14 protein-coding genes are annotated in these 15,634 nt (G+C 34.6%); 5 read left to right on the top strand and 9 right to left on the bottom strand.

Features of this window, described 5'->3' with window-relative positions:
• Window positions 1-272: 272 nt before the first annotated feature.
• The 8 genes from aroC to EZ428_RS16260 all read right to left on the bottom strand — a co-directional run bounded on the left by aroC (window position 273) and on the right by EZ428_RS16260 (window position 8,751).
• Window positions 273-1,358, bottom strand: a complete 1,086-nt coding sequence (gene aroC, locus EZ428_RS16295) for a chorismate synthase (protein ID WP_131554249.1) — start codon at window positions 1,356-1,358, stop codon at window positions 273-275.
• Between the two features lie 81 nt (window positions 1,359-1,439).
• The gene (aroA, locus tag EZ428_RS16290; protein WP_131554248.1) at window positions 1,440-2,726 is read right to left on the bottom strand and encodes a 3-phosphoshikimate 1-carboxyvinyltransferase; all 1,287 of its coding nucleotides are present in this window, start codon (window positions 2,724-2,726) and stop codon (window positions 1,440-1,442) included.
• A gap of 107 nt (window positions 2,727-2,833) precedes the next feature.
• Complete coding sequence (locus tag EZ428_RS16285; protein WP_131554247.1) at window positions 2,834-3,970, bottom strand: chorismate mutase; 1,137 nt, start codon at window positions 3,968-3,970, stop codon at window positions 2,834-2,836.
• A 92-nt stretch (window positions 3,971-4,062) separates the two neighbouring features.
• A complete protein-coding gene (locus EZ428_RS16280; protein WP_131554246.1) occupies window positions 4,063-4,896 on the bottom strand; it encodes a prephenate dehydratase in 834 nt (277 codons plus the stop codon).
• A 294-nt stretch (window positions 4,897-5,190) separates the two neighbouring features.
• The gene (locus EZ428_RS16275; RefSeq protein WP_131554245.1) at window positions 5,191-6,126 is read right to left on the bottom strand and encodes a hypothetical protein; all 936 of its coding nucleotides are present in this window, start codon (window positions 6,124-6,126) and stop codon (window positions 5,191-5,193) included.
• Window positions 6,127-6,542: 416 nt separating this feature from the next.
• Complete coding sequence (locus EZ428_RS16270; RefSeq protein ID WP_131554244.1) at window positions 6,543-7,484, bottom strand: sterol desaturase family protein; 942 nt, start codon at window positions 7,482-7,484, stop codon at window positions 6,543-6,545.
• Window positions 7,485-7,486: 2 nt separating this feature from the next.
• The gene (aroB, locus tag EZ428_RS16265) at window positions 7,487-8,545 is read right to left on the bottom strand and encodes a 3-dehydroquinate synthase (RefSeq protein WP_131554243.1); all 1,059 of its coding nucleotides are present in this window, start codon (window positions 8,543-8,545) and stop codon (window positions 7,487-7,489) included.
• On the bottom strand, window positions 8,545-8,751 hold the full coding sequence (locus tag EZ428_RS16260) for an RNA-binding S4 domain-containing protein (RefSeq protein ID WP_131554242.1): 207 nt from the start codon (window positions 8,749-8,751) through the stop codon (window positions 8,545-8,547). Before EZ428_RS16260 ends, aroB begins: the two co-directional genes overlap by 1 nt.
• Before the next feature lie 95 nt (window positions 8,752-8,846).
• On the opposite strand from EZ428_RS16260, the gene EZ428_RS16255 reads away from it, so the two are divergent.
• Entirely contained in the window at window positions 8,847-10,031 is a 1,185-nt protein-coding gene (locus EZ428_RS16255) for a proline dehydrogenase family protein (RefSeq protein WP_131554241.1), read from the top strand.
• Window positions 10,032-10,079: 48 nt separating this feature from the next.
• Here the strand turns inward: EZ428_RS16255 and EZ428_RS16250 are convergent, their stop codons facing one another.
• Entirely contained in the window at window positions 10,080-10,874 is a 795-nt protein-coding gene (locus tag EZ428_RS16250; protein ID WP_131554240.1) for a helix-turn-helix transcriptional regulator, read from the bottom strand.
• 207 nt (window positions 10,875-11,081) lie between these two features.
• Here EZ428_RS16250 and EZ428_RS16245 point away from each other — a divergent pair, with 207 nt between their 5' ends.
• From EZ428_RS16245 to EZ428_RS16230, 4 genes are all read left to right on the top strand, one after another.
• Complete coding sequence (locus EZ428_RS16245; protein WP_131554239.1) at window positions 11,082-13,271, top strand: tetratricopeptide repeat-containing sensor histidine kinase; 2,190 nt, start codon at window positions 11,082-11,084, stop codon at window positions 13,269-13,271.
• Between the two features lie 57 nt (window positions 13,272-13,328).
• Entirely contained in the window at window positions 13,329-13,955 is a 627-nt protein-coding gene (locus tag EZ428_RS16240; RefSeq protein ID WP_131554238.1) for a response regulator transcription factor, read from the top strand.
• A gap of 80 nt (window positions 13,956-14,035) precedes the next feature.
• Window positions 14,036-14,794: a hypothetical protein gene (locus EZ428_RS16235; RefSeq protein WP_131554237.1), complete on the top strand. Its 759-nt coding sequence runs from the start codon at window positions 14,036-14,038 to the stop codon at window positions 14,792-14,794.
• Window positions 14,795-14,880: 86 nt separating this feature from the next.
• Window positions 14,881-15,621: a hypothetical protein gene (locus tag EZ428_RS16230; protein WP_131554236.1), complete on the top strand. Its 741-nt coding sequence runs from the start codon at window positions 14,881-14,883 to the stop codon at window positions 15,619-15,621.
• Window positions 15,622-15,634: the final 13 nt, after the last annotated feature.

The following is a 15,634-nucleotide window of genomic DNA, read 5'->3' as shown; positions in this document are numbered from 1 at the left end:
GAACTCATAAACCAATGTCGCTGACGGACCCCAGTTTTATTTACACTCCCTCATGCCCGTGAATCCCGATAGCTGTCAGGAGGGAATTGTAAGTCGAAATTGATAGATTTTTCTTTTCTATCGCTTTAAGATACCCAATCAAGTTGGGTACGACGCACACCAAAATTTAAATATCGACAATGGAAACCCAAATAAAAAACACTATAAATAAGGATATTTAGCAGGGGGGCAATGAAACAGTGAACTCATGAACCAATGACACTAATGAACTACTATAAACGATTACTTCTCTGTCTCAATAAATGATCTGCCAAAACCAAAGCAGCCATGGCTTCTACAATAATCACAGCTCTAGGTACTACACAAGGGTCGTGACGACCTTTTCCCTTAATTTCTGCAGCTTCACCGGCAGCATTTATGGTTTGCTGATTGTGCATGATTGTTGCTACTGGCTTAAAAGCAGTAATAAAAGTAATGTCCATTCCATTAGAAATGCCACCTTGTATACCGCCCGAATAATTAGTTAGTGTTTTAGGCTTGTCTCCCGCGAGGAAAACATCATTGTGTTCAGATCCTCTCATCTCGCTTCCTGCAAAACCAGAGCCATACTCAAATCCATGAACAGCATTAATGCTCAGCATGGCTTTTCCTAAATCTGCATGAAGCTTATCAAAAACTGGTTCTCCTAAACCTACAGGACAATTTTTAATGATACAACCAACTTTACCACCAACAGTATCTCCATCTTTTCTAACAGAATCGATAAAGTCTATCATTTGGTTTGCCGTTGCGGGGTCGGCACAACGAACAATGTTTTCTTCTCTAACAGCCAAAGCCTCGGCTAAGTTATTCGAATTAAAGTTTGGCGCATTAATTTGTCCAACTGCGGTTACGTGCGCAAAAATCTCAATTCCTTTTTCCTTTAGCAATAGTTTAGCAATAGCCCCTGCTGCAACACGAGCAGCAGTTTCACGAGCAGAAGATCGACCACCACCTCTATGATCGCGAATACCATATTTTGCATCATAAGTATAATCGGCATGAGAAGGGCGATATACATCTACATTGTGCCCATAATCTTTGGAACGTTGATCTTCATTCGGAATTAGCAAACTGATGGGTGTACCTGTACTTTTACCTTCAAAAGTTCCAGATAAAATCTGAACTAGATCACTTTCTTTACGTTGTGTGGTTATTTTAGATTGACCAGGTTTACGTTTATCTAATTCTGATTGGATAAAGTCGATATCAATTGTTAATCCTGCAGGACAGCCATCAATGATAACGCCGATAGCTACACCATGTGATTCGCCAAAAGTTGTGATTTTAAATAATTTACCGAATGAATTGCCTGACATGAGTAAGTATAAAGTAGTTAGTATTTAGTAGTTAGATTGATTTTTACTTGTAATTTTTGAGTCCAGTCTAAATACTTTATACTAAGTACTAACTACTGAAAACCCCGCCTTCTCCAAATCATCCCAAAAGTAAGGATAAGATTTTTCTACGACTTGTTTTTCTTCAATTTCTACTTGGTTGATTTTTAAGGCTAGCGGCGCAAAAGCCATTGCCATTCTATGGTCTTCGTAAGTGCTGATTGTTATTTTCTCTGGGAAATGCAGGCCAGAGCAATCTAATTTATAGCTTAAGTTTTTTTCGATGAATTTTACGCCAATTTTAGCCAACTCAGTTTGTAAGGCTAAAACACGATTGGTTTCTTTAATTTTTAAAGTTTCTAATCCGGTAAAGGTAGCATCATGACCTAGGGCAGCACAAATAACCACAATGGTTTGCGCTAGATCTGGGCATTCCTTTAAATCAAATATTTTACGTTCTATTTGTTTAGGTTCTTTTTTCAGATAAACGCCACCATTTTTAAATTGAGAGGTGATCCCAAAGTTTGCCATGATCTCGGTGATTTTACTATCACCTTGTAGACTATATCCATTTAATCCTGGTAAAAAGATACTTGCTTCATCAGCCAATGCTGCAATGGCATACCAGTAAGAAGCAGCACTCCAATCTGGTTCTACATAAAGTTTAGCACTGTTAAAAGTTTGAGGTTCGATAGTGATGGTATTTTCATTCCAATCATTTCTAATTCCAACTTGCGCTAACATTGTTAAAGTCATCTCCACATAAGGTTTTGATGTTAATTCGCCTTCAATCTCTAAAGTTAGTCCCAATGGGAGAGAAGGGGCAATCATTAATAAAGCAGAGATGTATTGACTGCTGATATCACCTTTTATTTTAACATTTTTTGATGTTTGTTTAAAAGGGCCAAGAATTTGTAAAGGAGGGAATCCTTCATTTTCTTCATAAGAAATATTCCCTCCAATACTTTTTAAAGCTTCAACCAAAATCCCAATAGGTCTTTGCTTCATTCTTTCAGTTCCTGTTAAGAAGAACTTACCATCTTGTATTGCTAAAAAAGCAGTTAAAAATCGCATTGCCGTACCTGCCGGACCGATGTCAACTAGATTTGAGATTTGAGATTTGAGATTTGAGACGTTTCCAAGCTCTAAACTTTTTTCTCCCAACTCATTAAGCACTTTGTTAAGCGTAACCGTATCAGCGGCAACAGATAAGTTTTCTACACTTACCGAACCTTTGCTTAGTGCACTAATAACTAGAGCTCTATTGCATTCGCTTTTAGAACCTGTTAGTTTTATTTCTGTATCAATCTGTTTGTTTCCCGTAAAAGAAAGCAATACGTTTTTAGACATTATTTTTAGTATATAGTATATAGTAATTAGTATTTAGATGTTTTGTCGAATCAAAGCTTACGGTTTAGCAGTTAACCGCTTAACCAATTCAAACAATTAACCAATAACTATTTCGTTTCTACGTGCGCTTCTGCTGCAATTCCTGCTTCAGCTTTACCAGCATTCATGATTTCTGTTTGTCTGCGGATAGATTCTCCGTGAACTAATTCTAAGAATTTCTCCGTAAAGTTTACATCTAATTTTAGTGCTTTAGCAAATGAAGTACGTTTTTGCATGATTTCATCCCAACGGTTAACCTGTAAAATGGTTACTTGGTTATCTCTTTTAAACTCACCAATTTTCTGAGTAATGCTCATGCGCTCGGCTAATTTTTGCAATACTAGGTCGTCGATTTTATCAATTTCTTTTCTTAAATCAGCTAACTTATCTGTAAATTCTTCATTTTTAGATTCAGGCTGACGTAAAGTAAACTTGCTCACCATTTCTGCCAGTGCAGCTGGAGTAACTTGTTGTTTAGCATCTGTCCAAGCAACTGAAGGGTCTAAGTGCGACTCAATCATTAAACCTTGCATGTCCAAATCCAATGCTTTTTGAGAGATATAAGGAATTAACTCGCGGTTACCACAAATATGACTTGGATCGTTAATGATTGGCAATTCTGGGCATAAAGTTTTCAATTGGATAGCTAGTTCCCACATTGGTTCGTTACGGAAAGCACTTTTCTCGAATGAAGAGAAACCTCTGTGAATAGCACCTAATTTAGTGATACCAGCTTTGTTGATACGCTCTAAAGCACCAATCCATAATTGTAAATCAGGGTTTACAGGGTTTTTTACCAATACTGGGATATCAACACCTTGTAAAGCATCAGCAATTTCTTGAACTGTGAAAGGGTTTACGGTAGAACGAGCACCAATCCAAAGAATGTCTACGCCTGCTGCTAAAGCTTCCTCTACGTGTTTGGCGTTTGCAACTTCAACTGCTGTTGGTAAGCCAGTTTCTTCTTTGGCACGTTTTAACCATTGTAAACCAATGCTGCCAATTCCTTCAAATTCTCCCGGACGCGTACGTGGTTTCCAGATACCAGCTCTTAAAACACTAACTTTTCCAGTTGCTTTTAATAAATGAGCAGTAGATAATAATTGGTCTTCAGTTTCTGCGCTACAAGGTCCAGAGATTAATAATGGTTCGTTTTTGATGTTAATCCAACTATCTAAAGGCTGGATGTTTAATTGTAATTTCATTTTTTTGGGATTTGTATGTAAGTATTTAGTATATAGTAATTAGTAGTTAGAAATGTCTTTCGGACTTTCTGTCTCCAGACTTTCGGACTGTTTTAAACGCTGTCGTTCTTTTGGTATTCGCCCATGATGTTAAAGTTTACCGTGTATTTTAGGGCTTTACGGATAGCTGTATCATAGTTCTCCATGTTTTGCCATTCCATGTCTATATAGAAGTAATAATCGTTTCTTTTACCTAACACAGGCATAGATTGGATCTTGGTTAAGTTTACATTTAGTTCAGCAAAAATATTTAACACTTTAGCTAACGCACCTACATAATTGCCAACTTGGAAACAGATAGAAGCTTTATTGATGTCTTTATTGTCTTCAATTTTTTCTTTTTGAAGGATTAAAAAACGAGTATAGTTTTTCTTATTAGATTCTATTCTACGTTCAATAATATTTAAGCCGTATAATTCTGCTGCTAGTGTATTGGCAATGGCAACGGTATCAGTTAATTGCTCATCCCTGATTTTTTTGGCACAAGCCGCAGTATCGCTACTTTCAATTACTTGAATGTTTGGGTAATCATCAAAAAAATCAACACATTGTCTAATAGCGATAGGGTGAGAGGTGGCAAACTTAATGTCTTTGAATTTAACTCCTGGAAGTGCCATTAAATGCAATTGGATAGGAAGATAAACTTCGCCACTTACAGTAAAATTGTATTCCCTAATTAAAGTGTAGTTAGGTAATAAGCTACCAGCGATAGAATTTTCTATGGCCATGATGACATAATCAGCCTTGTCATTTTCTAAAACCTCGCAAGTTTGTTTAAATGAATTACATTCTATGGTTTCGATATCTCTACCAAAAAACTTAAATGCAGCTTCTTCGTGAAACGATGCTTTGATACCCTGTATAGCTACTCTTGTTTTTGTCTTCATTATTGCATTTGGCGTTAAACAAAAAAGTCCCGGCTTTAGGCCGGGACTTTTTTATACATTTTAATATTTTTATCTATCTTTTTGCATACTAGCCCCGGCTCTTACTAAAATAGTAGAAGTAACCAAAGTAATATGTGTTTGTTAATTGCATTTTTTCTTTCTTGATGCCAAATGTACAATTCAGAATTTAATTTGTCAAGAACTATTTGAAAATATTTTAAACAGAATTAAATTTGTTAGTTAGAAAACCCATTACGATGGTCATGTTGCCTCCAAATGCTTACAAATATTTCATTAGTAAGCATTTTTTCTAATCCACGCTTCTATTCCAGCTTTAGTGAAGGATGGCTTGGTTTTGAAAGTAACATATATATTTTTGTAGTCTATGCCGCCACAACTATATGGATACTCAAATGTAAAATAATATTGATCGTATATTCCAGAACCACCTCCTGCTTGTCCAGTCCATTTGGCTTTTACTTCCTTTAAGCCATAATCACATTCTCCATTTCTAGGTATGTTCATTTGTACATACAACACATTTGATTTTGAGATAAACCTAATTGATCGTTTGTCCATATCCATACTTCCTTTCACTTCAAACTCATAAGTTGGCTTGGAAAAATTAATATTGGCCCATCCAATGTTAGCATTCATCGCATCTGCAATTTCCTTTGCCGAATAATAGGTCTCTATTGCTGTAGGAGCTAGAGCTGGACTAACAGTTGGGGTTGTTGTAGATGAACTGCTAGTTGTGGACTCCTCCTTAGGCCACATAGTAACCCTGTAATAATTATCATTGGTAGACATGCTATGTCCTGAATATTTGTAATAGATAAGTTTTCCAGTTCCACTGGCTTTTTCGCTAGAGTAAGTGAATTTGCTGTTATCTTTAATTTCGGCGATTGCTTTATAAAACTTTTGAGGTGAAGATTTAAAATGAACAGAGGTTAATTTGCCCTTCTCATAATTTACGTAAAAACTTACATAGTCATTTTTCTTGTAAACATAGGAGCCACTTTCAGTATCATTTTTTTCAAATTTAAATCCCTTTTTTTCAAGCACAGATCTATGATTATCGATAGTTAATACATCTGTTAGTCCGTGTAACTCTTCAATGGTATAACCTTCTGTTAGTAAAGCAGTAATGTTATCCATGTTTTGGGCCTGGCTTTTTGGTGCAAATGCAACCAGAAAATAGAATAGGATAATGTATTTAAGAGGTTTCATAAAAAGAGCATTAAGTTGAAACAAAAATACCAGTTTTAACTTGATAAATAATACCTACTTTTTGGTATTTACATTTCTAGAATGCCCAGAAGAAAACCTTAGTACTCTTGTGCCATATTAGCTGCTTAAGTTGACTGAAAAACAATGTCAGTATTTAGTTGCAGTTTCTGCCCTGCCATTATTTCGGTATTTGTGCTTCCACTTCTACTGCGCTCAGTGCAAGTTCGCTCAGCATAAAAATACCTACACTCTATCGGGTTCATATAACTGAGGTAGGGATACTTGGCTGGACAAAACCACCTACAGGATCACAAAGAAATAAGGAATTAACCGCAAAGAGCGCTAAGTGCGCAAAGTTTGGCAAATAATTTCTTTTCGCTCTTTGCCACTTTACGGTTTACAAATTGTTATAAGAGTTAAGCCTGCTTTAACCCTTGCTTTTCTGATTGCACAGTCTCGCTATCTTTCAAGTTCTCTTCATCTCGCAATTGCTTTTGCATGACCTTGGCAATTTGTGTGCTGCCATCATGGCTCCAGCCTGGAGGATATAGGATGTATTTAATCTTATCCATAAAAGTTGGTGCTTTTTTAACATCATTTTTTAAAGCAATAAACTCGTGGAAAATGATGTTAACTGGCCCAGTATCTTTTGGTTGTGTGGTTAAACCATATTTAATGGCATCTTCTGGTAATTCTTCCTGAAAAGTACCAAACCACCTGTCCCAAAGAATTAAAACCATGCCCATATTTTTATCTAGGTAGCGGACATTACTAGCATGATGCACACGATGATGTGAAGGCGTTACAAATATATACTCGAACCAAGGATGCAATTTACCAACTGCTTGGGTATGCACTAAGTTGCCGTAAATTTGAGTTACTAGGTATGCAAAAAGGATATCCATTGCCGTAAAACCCATAAAGGCCAAAGGCAAATAGAAGAAAACTCTGTATAGTGGTTCAAAAACCGTAGAACGGAAACCAGTGGTTAAGTTAAAATGTTCTGAGGAGTGATGCGTAACGTGCATTGCCCAAAAGAAACGGATATAATGACCTACGGTATGTAAAAACCAATATAAGAAGTCTTGCGCTAGAATTAAAATGATCCAATAAACCCAAATATTTGTGATTTGGAAAAGCCTAAACTGATAGCAATATTCTAAAAGAAAAAAGGTAGCGGTTTTCATTCCCAAATTAATAACCACAGCTACAGTCATTAAATAGATATTGGTCCAAGTATCTCGTTTGGTATATATTTTTTTGTCGTGTATGTAACTGATATACATTTCAACCAAGGTTAAAACAATTACAAACCCAAACAACCCACCTACAGAAATATCGCTACCAGTAAACTTCATTTTTACAAACTATTATAGTAATTCAAACTGGCTAAGATATCCTTGTCAGTTACCTTACAGTTGAAAGTACAATGGCCAATTTTTTCTAATAAAGAGAACAGGATATGACCTTCTTCGTTCTTCTTGTCGCTTTGCATTAAACCAATCAATGCAGCAAAGCTTTTTTCCTTGATGTTATATTTTGGATAAATACTAGTGATATAAGCAGTTAAATCCTTTAATTCATCTTCAGTTAAATTGCAATACTTTGCAGAAAGGAAACCTTCACAAACCATACCAATTGCAATCGCCTCACCATGCGTTAAAGGTTTTTTGTCTTTAGAAAGCGAATAACTCTCTACTGCGTGGCCAATGGTATGTCCAAAATTTAATATTTTACGTAAACCTTTTTCTAAGGGGTCTTCTGTTACTACTTCGTTTTTAATCTCCACAGAGCGATAAATAGCTTGTGGCGTAATGTTTTGGTAATCGCTGTTTTTTAACTCTTCGTAATAAGCTGCATCTACAATTAAACCGTGTTTAATCATTTCGGCAAAGCCAGATAACATTTCTCTTTTAGATAAAGTAGTTAAAAAAGTATTTTCTATAAATACAGCTTGTGGCAAGCTGAATGTGCCCACCATGTTCTTAACGTTATCTATATCTATTCCGGTTTTACCGCCAACAGAAGCATCTACTTGAGACAATAAAGTAGTTGGGATATTAATGAAATCTATTCCTCTTTTATAGGTTGATGCCACAAAGCCACCCATATCGGTAATTACACCACCACCTAAGTTAATCATCAAACATTTACGGTCGGCACCAAAATCTAGCAAGGTTTTCCAAATGCCGATACAAAAGTCTATGTTCTTGTTTTCTTCGCCAGAATCGGTTTCAATGATGTCGAAATCTTCTAAATCATCTAATAACGACCTGAAAACAGGGATACACAATTCAGCGGTATTGGTATCTGCAAAAACAAAAACCTTACTGTATTTATTCTTTTCTAATATGTCTTTTAAGGGGCTTAATCCAGATTCGAAGTAAATGGAATGCCCAGCGCTTTTAATTGGTTCCATTAAATTACCTCGATTATTTTGCCCATGAAATCTACTTTATCACCAACGCGAACCTTAAGACGTTTTCTATAGTCAACCGTTCCGTTATACTTTACCAAACCTTCTTCTACTATAGATTGAGCTTCACCACCACTTTGAACCAGTGCCGTAGCTTTTAAGAGTGCAATTAGCGGAATAAATTCGCCTTCGAGTTTGAATTTTATCATTGTGCTGCAAATTTACAATTATTTATAAAGTGTTTTGCCTTAACAACGGTTGTAATTTATATTTTTGCAAACTTCTGACTAACCAAACATCACAAATGGAATCATCGCCCAGAAAAAAAATCAATTTTGACAATACAGAAATCGCGTTTCGCAATAAAACTAATGGCGAATTAAACCAAGCATATTGGCTTTTTAAAATCATTAGCAGTAACTTTTTAACACAAGTTGGTCCGCCGATAACTAATTTTTTGTTAAATGTTGGTTTTCCAATTAAAGGAGCAATTAAGGCTACCATCTTTAAGCAGTTTTGTGGCGGGGAGACCATCGAAGAATGCGAAAAAACAATTGAGCAACTAAGCTTAGGTCATGTAGGTACTATTTTAGATTACTCTGTAGAAGGAGAGGATGAAGAAGAAGTATTTGATTTTACCTGCGAAGAAATCATTAGAACCATAAATAGGGCAGATGGAGACCCAAGAGTTCCCATTACTGTTTTTAAAATTACAGGCATTGGCCGATTTGCTTTATTAGAGAAATTGGATGCAAAGCAAGAACTAACTGCTATAGAAACTGAAGAGTATGCAAGGGTGAAAGCTCGTTGCGAAAAAATTTGTCAGGCTGCGTTTGATAAAAAAGTTCCTGTAATGATTGATGCTGAAGATTCATGGGTACAAGATACCATTGATGAATTGGCGTTAGATATGATTATTAAATTCAACAAAGAAGGATTAATCGTTTACAATACTTACCAAATGTATCGCCATGATAAATTGGCAGATTTAAAAGCAGATTATTTAATTGCCAAAGAAACTGGCTTTATTTTAGGCGTTAAAATGGTGCGTGGTGCTTATATGGAAAAAGAGCGCAAACGTGCTTTAGAAATGGGTTATGCATCGCCAATACAACCAGACAAGGAAGCAACGGATAGAGATTATGATGAAAGTTTAAGATTCTGCATTAAACACCTAGACCAAATTGCCATTGTTTGTGGTACACATAATGAAGAAAGCTCTCGTTTGTTAACAGAGTTGATAGATCAAAATAACATTGCACACAACCATCCTCATATTTATTTTGCGCAGCTATTGGGCATGAGCGATAACTTGAGCTTTAACTTATCTGATGCAGGGTATAACGTTGCCAAATATGTTCCCTATGGGCCAATTAAAGCAGTAATGCCTTATTTGTTTAGAAGGGCACAAGAAAATACTTCTGTTGCCGGACAAACGGGTAGGGAGTTAGGGTTAATTAGTAAGGAGAAAGCTAGGAGAAGGCTTTAAGTTCAGATGCAAATCGAAGTTGCACCAGTTCGCTTATAAAAATTAGGCTTATAACAAATTATTGCTCATTATAAAGTGTACTAATTCAGCTGATGTTTTTGTATTCGTTTTTCTACGCAAATTTCTTTTATGATTTTCTACAGTAGAGTAGGAAATGCATAATTCGTTCGCAATCTTAGGGCTGTTTAATCCTCTAAGAATTAGATTTAACAACTGTCTTTCTCGTTTAGTTATAATTGGCAGATCAACATTTTTTAGAGTTAACCCTTCTCCCAGAGCCAAGTAGTAATATTCGGTTTTACCATCTATAACATTCACAAGTGTCATTAAAATAGGTCTTCCATTAAAATTAAAGTGTGTTAAATCAGTAACCATCATCAAGCCGCAAGTAGTAAGGTTGCCGTTATTTACATACAATCCAGGCATTTGTATCAATACCCAACGAAATACTTTTTGAGCATTTAACATTCGAGCATATATATTGATTCGAACATTTGATTGTTTATCTGGAGGAAGCTCAATAATTCTATCCATCGCGTATTGGATGGCAGATAACACATAGAAGCTATCTTCAGGATGAATATTTTCCACAAAAAATAATGCAGGTTTATTTTCCCATTCAGATTTGCTAAAAGGACTAAGCTCGCCAATATTATTGCTTGCTACAGTAATTAGCATATTCGCATTATCGCCAATAAACCAATAATAGGGTCCTATTGCAAAATTAGGAGCTTCTTTTATTTGGGTTTCAAAAAAAGCCTCATAATTTATAATACCTAATTCTTTATCTGATTTTGCATTTTTCTCAAACTGTTCAGTAGTTAATGGTTTTAAATTTTTCATAGTGTAGTTAGGTCTATCCAAGATAATCTTTTTTGTAATCAATTAAAAATGATAGATATCTACTATTTTTTAGTCCTTGTTTAACGATTAAATTTGAGTGTAGAGGGTAATGGTTAAAACCGTTTTTTGTGAATATGTTAAAACTAAACATCACAAAAGTCAGAACACTAATCCACTCTAAAATAACAATGCCTCAACTATCTAACTATGCTTTTTCAAGATTTTTTAAAAGTGTTTTTTGTATTTCTTTTTACTATACAAAATAGTTATGCCCAAAACAATTCATCTTTTGAGCACTTATTGATCAGTGCAAATAATTACATCAATACTGGAAATTACAATCAGGCCACTACCTTACTTAACACTGAGTTAGTGAAAGCTAAACAAGCTAAAAATAAAAAAATCGAAGCATCGGTTTACGATTTACTTGCAGAAATAAGCATCAAAAAAAGAGAATTTAAGGAATTTAAAGTTTATGATGATTTGGCATCACCAATTGCCAATCAATTAAAAGACACCACTTTATTAATAAGTTTAAATAATAGAAGAGGCATCTACTATATGGAAGAAGGCAAAAATGATTTAGCCAACCACCAATATAATAGTGCATTAACAATGAGTTTGGCCAAAAAGGAGTCTAAAAAAGCTGCCGAGGTTTACAGTAATTTAGGTTCTCTTTTTTTAGCCATTGGAGATAAAGACAAAGCGATTAATAATTTCTTTAATGCTTTAAAGCTACACGAGTTAAACGACAATAAAAGAGGTATTGGCGAAACTTACAGCAATATCTCTTCGGTTTATTATTTAATGGGCAAAATTGATGATGCCATCAATTACCAAAAAACTGGAATTTCTATCAGGGAGAAAATTAATGATAAACCAGGACTAGTTATTGCCAGTATGAACATTGGTCAACTCTACTTATTGAAGAAAGAAAATGTACTCGCTAAGCAGTACCTAAAAGCAGCGGTAGCTCATGCAGAACAAACTGATAACAAAAAACTGATGGCAAGTGCGTATGCGGGCATGTCTACCTATGAAATTATTAGTACAAAAAATTATCAAGCTGCTTTACAATGGCAAACAAAATCTATTGAGCTTTCGGAAAAAATAGATGACAAGCAAATTTTATCTCGATTGTATGTTTCTGCAGGCAATTTAGCCAACAATATTAATGATAGTACAACTTCTATTTCGTATTACAACAAGGCTCTGGCTTTATCTAAGTCTTTAAAGAACAAAGAAAACATTAGCAATGCCTACGAAAAACTAAGTAATTTCTATATCTCGAAGAAAAATTTTCAAAAGGCTTATGAAAATTATAAACAGCATATCTTATATCGAGATAGCATTATAGAAAGAAGTAATTTATCTAGAATAGAAGAAGTAAGAGTTAAGTACGAAACGGAAAAAAAAGATACAGAAATTACAAAATTAGTTACTTCTGAGCGTTTGAAACAACTACAGATTGAAAAGCAAAATGCATTAATTGCCGGCAATATATTACTGGCGAGGCAAAAACAAAGTGAAATAGAACTTCTATCAAAAGAGAAACAATTACAGGATTTAAGATTGGATGAACAGAATGAAAAAATAAAAACGCAGAACCTTAATGCCATAAACAAAGAACAACAATTGCGTTTGGCCAAAACAGAACAACAAGCTAAAGAACGTGAACTGACTAACGAAAAAACCACTCGAAACTTATTATTAGGAGGTTTTATATTGTTGACACTTTTACTTTTTACTTTTTTTAATCGTTATCAATTAAAGAAAAAGCTAGAACAACAGACTGCACTGCTTAACATTCGAAACAACATAAGTAAGGATTTACATGATGAGATTGGCAGTACGCTAACAAGTATCAATATTTTAAGTAAGGTATCACAACAAGCGATTGACGTGAATGCAGATGAAGCAAAAAAAATATTGGGCAAAATAGCTTCACAAAGTAAAACAATTCAGCAAAGTATGAGTGATATTGTTTGGAGCATCCAACCGAACAATGAAAAATTAAAAAATCTCTTTATCAGGATGCGAGAATTCGCTACGCAAACATTAGAGCCACTAAATATTAATTTGCTATTTGATGCAGATGAAGAGTTAGAAACTAAATCATTGCCCATAGAATACCGCAAAGAAATTTTACTGATTTATAAAGAGGCATTAACTAATATCTGTAAACATGCTGATGCAGATGAGGTAACTATAAGGTTTACAAAAACATCTAAAAATACCGCACAACTAAATATTACAGACAATGGTACTTGGAAGGGCGAAACATCTGGTACAGGATTAAGAAGTATGAAAGAAAGGGCATTGGCTATCAATGGAATGCTAACAATTACTCACGAATTATCTGGCACGCTATTACAACTTTTAATAAAACTACCCTAATTGGGGTTATAGGTTGGAAATTCAACAAATTAAATTTGAACTGAAAGATTAGAAGTTATGGTAATAGATGTATTAATATTTGAAGACAATCAGGATTTAAGGTTTAGCATAGAAACCATGTTAGCGTGGAATGCAGGTTTTAATCTCTTAAAAGCAATGCCAGATGCTAATACGATTGAAGAAACATTAAAAACATTAACACCAGATGTAATTTTAATGGATATTGATATGCCTGGTATTAATGGTGTAGAAGCTTTAAAGAAAATAAGAATAACAAACCAAAAGGTATATGTAATTATGCTAACCGTTTTTGAAGATGAGGAAAACATTTTCAACGCTATTTGTGCTGGTGCAAATGGTTACATTTTAAAGAAGAATTTTGACCAAATACCTGTCGCTATCACCGATGTGATGGCAGGTGGTGCGCCAATGACTAGCAGCATTGCAAAAAAGGTACTTTCTTTTATCCCCAAAAAACAAGAAGCCCATAAACATACCTTAGAATTATTAACACTTCGCGAAACTGAAATTTTAGAACATGTTGTAAAAGGTTTTAGCTATAAAATGATTGCCAGCCAGCTTGATATTTCTGTTGAAACCATTCGTAGCCACATCAAAAAAATATATAAAAAATTGCAAGTAAATAGCGCCACCGAAGCCATTTATAAATACAATCAAAACTAAGCTGCATCACCCTTTTATGGTATTGATGGCTGTGTGCTAACAGATTAATTTTGATTAGTTAACACATTAAACTAGTTGCAATGAAAACAAAAATATTAATGCTGCTTTGTGTTGTAATGTTTACTTCTTGTAAGAAAAACAGAAATGCAGAACCTGTAGCTGAGCAAAAAACTTATTTGAGTAAACTAACCACATATATAGGTGCCGAAACTTGGTCTTATGATACTCAGAATAAACCAACCAGTATGGTATTTGCGAGCACTTATGAACCCACAGACCCTTCTTACACTTACAAAATAAATATTTTAACCAATGAAGGTGCTGTAATAGATGCTGTATATGATTATGTATCAACTTTAAAACCCGATATCAGAGAATTAAAAACATACAATATTGAAGGTAAATTAATTCGCACAACGTTATTTATTAATGCAACAGGATTATCTGAAGGTTATACTACTTACGAATATTTAGTTAACGAAATTAAATCAACCACATATAATACTAGTAATAGTATTATTTCATCTGCTTTGTATACCAAAAGTGCCGATGGAAAAAATATAGTCGAAATAAAAAAATACAATGGCACTGGCTCTTTACAAAGTAGAGCTACTTACAGTAATTTCGATAATAAAAAGTCTTATGCGCTTTTGTACCCTGTGGGTTATGGATCGGGCATTATAAATTCCAATAACTATTTAACGGTGGTTTTTTTTAATGCAGGTATTGGAACTACTAATACAACAAATTATACATACGAGTATAATACTGATGGTTATGCTACAAAACGTGTGATGGTTGGTAGCAATACAGAAACATTCGAATACATCAAAAAGTAATAGATTATCTACAGTCTACAAAGCAACTACCCACCTTGCGTAATTAAAATTTTAAATCATTATCTATCCATCTTAAACATCATATTATGAAAAAACTATTAATTCTTCTAATCTTACTTGTTGCCATTAGCCATATCGCTAATGCACAAAAATGCGAATGCAATCCTAACGGTTTTAATCCTTTTGTTTTTTCTTACCAGAAAACTAACCAAACTGTTAGAGATGGGCATCAGTTTAGCGTAAAATGTAAAACACCGTTTACCTTAAACGGTGGTTATAAATGCAGCTACACGGGGCAGGTTTGCGAAGTTAAACTTAATGCTACGTTGAAAAACGCTGCTGGTGCAATTATCAAAACCTATTCTAATTTCACCTTTCCTTTGCAATATGAATTTGAAACTGGCGGAAATTACATTTTAGAGATTTTCCCGGTTTGTGGAGGCAAAAAATGCCCAGGTGTAAAGTTTTATTTTGGGGTAACCTGCGATGAAGTTGCAGATTGTAATTGTAACAAAGCAGGTTGGGATAATATTTATGCAGCTATAGACAATGTTTCAAAACTTATTGCTTGTGGGTCAACCATCAACCTTAAAAAAGACCAGCCCTTTTCATTTAAAGGTGGCTATAAATGCGATGGTAATTGCGATGCTATATTAAATGCTAAGCTAACCAATTTAGGTACCGGTACAGTCCAAAATTTTCTGAATTTTAAAATAGATGGTGTAAACTCGCCATTTACAACTGCCGGCAAATATAGATTTGTAATTAATCCTCTATGCAAGAACAAAAAATGTCCTCCTTGCACTTTTAATATTATAGTAAACTAACCCCTTAATTGAA

Source organism: Pedobacter frigiditerrae (genome assembly GCF_004331645.1).
GTDB lineage: Bacteria > Bacteroidota > Bacteroidia > Sphingobacteriales > Sphingobacteriaceae > Pedobacter > Pedobacter frigiditerrae.
The sequence above is the reverse complement of the archived record's forward strand: the minus strand, read 5'-3'. Positions and strand labels throughout refer to the sequence as shown.

What these genes read in the sequence shown, in the direction of transcription:
- EZ428_RS16285 (WP_131554247.1), bottom strand. Translation starts at nt 3,970, where the DNA reads ATGAAATTACAATTAAACATCCAGCCTTTAGATAGTTGGATTAACATC.
- EZ428_RS16255 (WP_131554241.1), top strand. Translation starts at nt 8,847, where the DNA reads ATGGAATCATCGCCCAGAAAAAAAATCAATTTTGACAATACAGAAATC.
- EZ428_RS16280 (WP_131554246.1), bottom strand. Translation starts at nt 4,896, where the DNA reads ATGAAGACAAAAACAAGAGTAGCTATACAGGGTATCAAAGCATCGTTT.
- aroB (WP_131554243.1), bottom strand. Translation starts at nt 8,545, where the DNA reads ATGGAACCAATTAAAAGCGCTGGGCATTCCATTTACTTCGAATCTGGA.
- aroA (WP_131554248.1), bottom strand. Translation starts at nt 2,726, where the DNA reads ATGTCTAAAAACGTATTGCTTTCTTTTACGGGAAACAAACAGATTGAT.
- aroC (WP_131554249.1), bottom strand. Translation starts at nt 1,358, where the DNA reads ATGTCAGGCAATTCATTCGGTAAATTATTTAAAATCACAACTTTTGGC.
- EZ428_RS16245 (WP_131554239.1), top strand. Translation starts at nt 11,082, where the DNA reads ATGCTTTTTCAAGATTTTTTAAAAGTGTTTTTTGTATTTCTTTTTACT.
- EZ428_RS16260 (WP_131554242.1), bottom strand. Translation starts at nt 8,751, where the DNA reads ATGATAAAATTCAAACTCGAAGGCGAATTTATTCCGCTAATTGCACTC.
- EZ428_RS16270 (WP_131554244.1), bottom strand. Translation starts at nt 7,484, where the DNA reads ATGAAGTTTACTGGTAGCGATATTTCTGTAGGTGGGTTGTTTGGGTTT.
- EZ428_RS16230 (WP_131554236.1), top strand. Translation starts at nt 14,881, where the DNA reads ATGAAAAAACTATTAATTCTTCTAATCTTACTTGTTGCCATTAGCCAT.
- EZ428_RS16235 (WP_131554237.1), top strand. Translation starts at nt 14,036, where the DNA reads ATGAAAACAAAAATATTAATGCTGCTTTGTGTTGTAATGTTTACTTCT.
- EZ428_RS16250 (WP_131554240.1), bottom strand. Translation starts at nt 10,874, where the DNA reads ATGAAAAATTTAAAACCATTAACTACTGAACAGTTTGAGAAAAATGCA.
- EZ428_RS16275 (WP_131554245.1), bottom strand. Translation starts at nt 6,126, where the DNA reads ATGAAACCTCTTAAATACATTATCCTATTCTATTTTCTGGTTGCATTT.
- EZ428_RS16240 (WP_131554238.1), top strand. Translation starts at nt 13,329, where the DNA reads ATGGTAATAGATGTATTAATATTTGAAGACAATCAGGATTTAAGGTTT.